Annotated in this window: 5 protein-coding genes and 1 pseudogene; 3 read left to right on the top strand and 3 right to left on the bottom strand. The window is 60.1% G+C overall.

The genetic code is table 11. The annotated features are described in order from the left end of the window. The coding region (locus WBV42_RS10005; protein WP_423985901.1) for a TOBE domain-containing protein at window positions 1–226 on the top strand (226 nt) is incomplete at its 5' end. 17 nt (window positions 227–243) lie between these two features. On the opposite strand, the gene WBV42_RS10010 is transcribed toward WBV42_RS10005, so the two are convergent. From WBV42_RS10010 to WBV42_RS10020, 3 genes are all read right to left on the bottom strand, one after another. Beyond that, window positions 244–483 (bottom strand): hypothetical protein, encoded by a 240-nt coding sequence (locus tag WBV42_RS10010; RefSeq protein WP_423985902.1) that lies wholly within the window; start codon window positions 481–483, stop codon window positions 244–246. A 35-nt stretch (window positions 484–518) separates the two neighbouring features. Further along, window positions 519–1,274 carry a phosphatase PAP2 family protein gene (locus WBV42_RS10015; RefSeq protein ID WP_423985903.1) on the bottom strand — a complete coding sequence of 252 codons (756 nt, stop codon included), beginning with the start codon at window positions 1,272–1,274 and terminating at the stop codon, window positions 519–521. A 117-nt stretch (window positions 1,275–1,391) separates the two neighbouring features. Further along, window positions 1,392–2,141, bottom strand: coding sequence for an RNA methyltransferase (locus WBV42_RS10020; protein ID WP_423985904.1), 750 nt, complete (start codon window positions 2,139–2,141; stop codon window positions 1,392–1,394). A 223-nt stretch (window positions 2,142–2,364) separates the two neighbouring features. Between WBV42_RS10020 and WBV42_RS10025 the strand changes: the two genes are divergently transcribed. Next, the gene (locus WBV42_RS10025) at window positions 2,365–3,066 is read left to right on the top strand and encodes a DUF7504 family protein (RefSeq protein ID WP_423985905.1); all 702 of its coding nucleotides are present in this window, start codon (window positions 2,365–2,367) and stop codon (window positions 3,064–3,066) included. Next, window positions 3,063–4,356, top strand: a pseudogene (locus WBV42_RS10030) (hypothetical protein); the annotation flags it as partial. The gene WBV42_RS10025 and the pseudogene WBV42_RS10030, both read left to right, overlap by 4 nt.

A 4,356-nucleotide genomic window follows, 5' to 3' on the forward strand; every position in this document is an offset into this window, starting at 1 on the left:
GATTCGCCCGGAGGAGTTCGTGCTCGCAAACGGGAGGGGTCCCATCGAGGGTGAAATCGTCGAGCGCTACTTCCAAGGCGACCAGACCAACTACATCGTCAACCCCGACTCCGACTCGCTTTCGGACGTTCGCGTCGTGATGCAAGGTCGCGAGTCGCCAGTTTCCCGCGGTGAGCGTGCGACATTCGACGTTCGCGACGGTGCCCCAGTCGTGTTCGAGGCGTAGTCACCGTCGTTTCGCGTTCACGATATCGTGTTGCCTTCGATAGTGGTGAACTTCATCTGGACGGCGACGTTGCTGCCCACTTTCTCTCCGATCCGCCGTTCCAGCTTCTTTGTCAGTTTCGGATAATCCTTGTCCGAGGTTCGAATTACCGTGACAGAGACGACGTTCGACGTCGGAAGTCCAACCCCGGCGTTGTACTCGGTAGAGATGTCCGCGACTTTCAACCCACCACACTCGTCCGAGATGGTGTGATGCACTTCACGGAGACGTTTCGACCGCAGCGCGTCCGGTCTTATCGTTCGGCCGTTCGCCGGACCGCCGCGAGGGCCTCCCGTGAGACGACCGACCAACGCGGCTCACTGAACTGGCGGGAGAGGGTGTAGGCGCAGGCGACGAGCACGAGCGCGAAGGCCGCGTCCGTCAGCCAGTGGACGCCGAGATAGAGCGTCGAGATGACGATTGCCGCCGCGAGGAACGCGATGGTGTAGGCGTACGTGGTATCCGCCTTCCGGGCGTAGAGCGCGGCGAGTACCGACAAACCGGTGTGGAGGCTGGGGAAGGACTTCACCAGCGTGTCGGTGGAGAAGATACCGTACTGGATCGCTGGACTGAGTTGGTACATCAGCGGTTGGACGGAGGTCAGATACAGCGACGACACCTTCACCGGGAAGAAGACGAAGAACGGAACGGCGAGGACGACGAGGATGACGTACGCCAGCGCGTAGCGGTGTGCCTCTTCCTCGTCGTGTGCCTTCAGTTTGAAGTACGTGAACAGCACGGCGAACGGGAGGCCGACGAGATACACGCCGGTAAACGCCAGCGTGAGGGGCTTGGACGCGACCGTCTGGAACGTCGCGACGGACGCCCCTTCGATGGCATAAACGAATCCCGTGAACGTCCGCCCGGCGTGGAAGTGCAACGCGACCGAGTTCACAACTTGGGTAACGATCCACGCGACACCGAGGTATTTCCAGTCCGTTTTGAGGAAATCGACGAAGAGGGTTCTGATCCGCTCGTCGGGCAAGAACAACTGTTTACCCACGAGCATGACTAATACACTCGGGACAGAGACGAGAAGCGTAAACTGAGTCCCCAGTGGGAGAGAATGAAATTGGAGGGGGGGAAGCATGGCTACACCCTACTCTAGCGACAGATTATAAAGAAGTTATGTATCGTTTCGCCTCGGTCGATGTGAGTCCGATGACGACGCTCGCTCGTTTGCTCGCCGGACGATGCCGCGCAGCGTTGCGATTTCCCGGCCAGTCGGATGTGCTCGACCGAACAGCCTGCGGATCATTCGCATGTTTTTGTCGTGCTTTTCGGCGGGTTGGTCAACGGTGTCGAGCAGGTCGGCAAAGGCCCCATAGAAGCCCTCTATTTCGCCCTCGTCGGCGCGCTCGCGTTCCACGTCCGGTAACTGGTATTCGTCCACGGTCAGCGTCCTGAGTTCGTAGAGGGTGACGGTCGCGGCTTGCCCGAGGTTCAACGCGGGATACGCCGCGCTGGCAGGAATCGAGCACACCTCGTCGATGCGTGCGAGTTCCTCGTTCGTCAACCCGTTCGCTTCCCGTCCGAAGATGAGGACGGTGTCCGTCTCCACCGTTTCGAGGTTCTCGGCGAGTTCCCGCGGTGTCGTGAACGGAAATCGAACGTGGTGGCTCGCGTCCTCGTTCGTCGTCGCCGTCAGTCCGACGGTGTGGTAGTTTTCGACCAGTTCGTCGAACGTGACGTCGTCGTAGTTCGGAAGGACGTCCTCGCGGGCCTGTCCGGCAAAGCCGTAGGCCTCGCTGTCACGTCCGAACTCCGGCGGGTTCACGAGTTTCAGGTCGTCCAAGCCGAAGTTTTTCATCGCGCGTGCGATGGTTCCGATGTTTCCGGGCGTCTTCGGTTCGACGATAGCGACTGCAGGTTTCATGTACGATACTCCCCTCTCGCGTCGAATCGCCACCCGCGAAGACCGACGTTCACGGTACTCATTACGCCCCCGTAGCAACCGGACCGACAAAAAGAGCGTGTTGTCGAGGAGCGGAGGACCCTGATTCGTGAATCGATGTCGAAGACGAACGGGATGGACGACTGATTTCCCCCTGTTCCTATCCGAATTTTTATTATCGTACAATCAAATTACACATCCAACAATGCCGTCTTCAGGGATTTCGTTCCGGTGGGGTAGTGGATCACCGGAGTTCCACGACGTACTCGCCGATTTCAAGCAACGAGGCTGTAACATTCTCGTCACGGGGCGGGTCTCTGAAACGACGACGAACCGGACGACGATGCAACTTCTCGGGGCGTCAACCGAGGAACGAAAGCGGGTTCTCGTTCTGACCGATACGACGGCACGGTACGCGAACTCGAAACTCCCCGGCGGGACGAACGCGGACGACCCGGACGTGTGGGTCATCGACTGGGGTGACGACGAGCGGTCGGTATCGGGATCGATGGCCGTACCAGAGACGCCGCGACTGACGACATCCCCCGAGGACTCGATTCGCGAACTACGGAGCGACATCGTCACCGCCGTCAGTTTCTTCGACGAGTGGGCGGACGGGTTGACGCCGTCGGAACTCCGACTCTCGTTCGACTCGCTCATCAAACCGCTCGAACGGTGTGATCAGGAAGCGGTCGAACGGTTCCTCCGGACCATCATGGCCCTCATCCGTGGCGTTTCCGGAATGGCCCATTATCATCTTCCGGTTCCGACGTCCAACCCGGTCGTTCAGGAGTTGACGCCGTTGTTCGATGCGCGCGTCGAACTCCGCCAGTCGAACGGCCTCGTTCCGGAACAGCGCTGGCACATTCCGGAGTACAAACAAACGACCAACTGGGTTCAACTATGAGTCACGACGAACGAACGAACCCGAACGCACCGGTGTTCGAATCGAACCCGGATACGTCGGGGATTCGGATCTGGGACCCCATCGACAAGGGCAGTTTCGTGTTTCATACGCCCGTTCCCGTCTCCCTCGAACGGGCCGATACCGACACGTTTCCCGTCCCGATCGACTCGGCGGTCAGGTTGCGGACGAATCGTCTCGACGTCCCGGAACGGGTCGATTTCAACGTCTGGGATTCGGACGGATCAGTTTCCGACCTCGTAAACCCGTGTGACGGTGACTGGCACTCCGAACAGGTGGCCTACCTCGAAATACCGACGTCCCCGATGAAACTATACGTCCACGTCGACTGTCCACTCTCCATTCGGGAACGGCACGGGAGCGTTCACATCGATCTGGGCGAAGAACGAACGATCTTCATCGGCAGTCGATCACACAGCGAATTGCCCGTCGGGACGATCACCGTCACCGACGACATCGAGGACCTGATGCGTGCGGTCTCGCTGCTCGGGTCCTCGCTGAAAACCCTCGATCCCGAACGCTCGTTTCCCACGCTTCGTGGCCACCCGCCGCTCCTCGAACGCGGTGACGAGTTTTCGGTCCCCTCGAACATCGTTCGTCCCGAAACGGAGGTACGACTGGTACTGCCACCGGAGCGACGGTACGTCTACGCCGCGACGTCACTCGCGTACTATCTGGGCGCGAACGTGGTTCCCGGCGATGCCCCACGGCTCGAAACCCCAACTCGTCGGTATCCGCTGGATGGAACGGGAGGGTTCGACGGGTTCGAAGCGGAAGTGTCCCGCGTCTTTCAACACCTCTTCTTCCTCGACTGTATCATCCGGAACGAAGGCTCGTACGACATCCCCGTGCAGGAACGCGAAGCGGTCGAACCGCTCCTGGACTTCGACTGTTCCAGCCTCTACGAACGGTCGTTGGCGGAACAGGTGGACACGTACCTCGACGTTCCGTTCGACGTTACCGAACCCCACCTTCCCAAATGGTGCCTGACGACCGACCTGGTGCCATCGGAAGCGAACGTCGGGGCGCTCCCGTTCATCGCGGACGAACTCTCGTTAGTTCGGTGCCCCACACCCACCACCACTCACGTGCAACCGGCGGCGGAGGCCCCTGAAATAGCTGATGTCTGTCGAAGCATCCAGACCCCTTCCGAATCGGGGGGGAGTACGCCCGCCGTCAGTCCTCAACCGACGACGTCGAAGGAACACGTTTGGATCGGTGACGGCGTTCCCGTCGGCGGCAACAAGGCGACGGTTGACTCCTACCGTCGCC

The organism is Haladaptatus sp. (assembly GCF_049589095.1).
Taxonomy (GTDB): Archaea; Halobacteriota; Halobacteria; order Halobacteriales; family Haladaptataceae; genus Haladaptatus.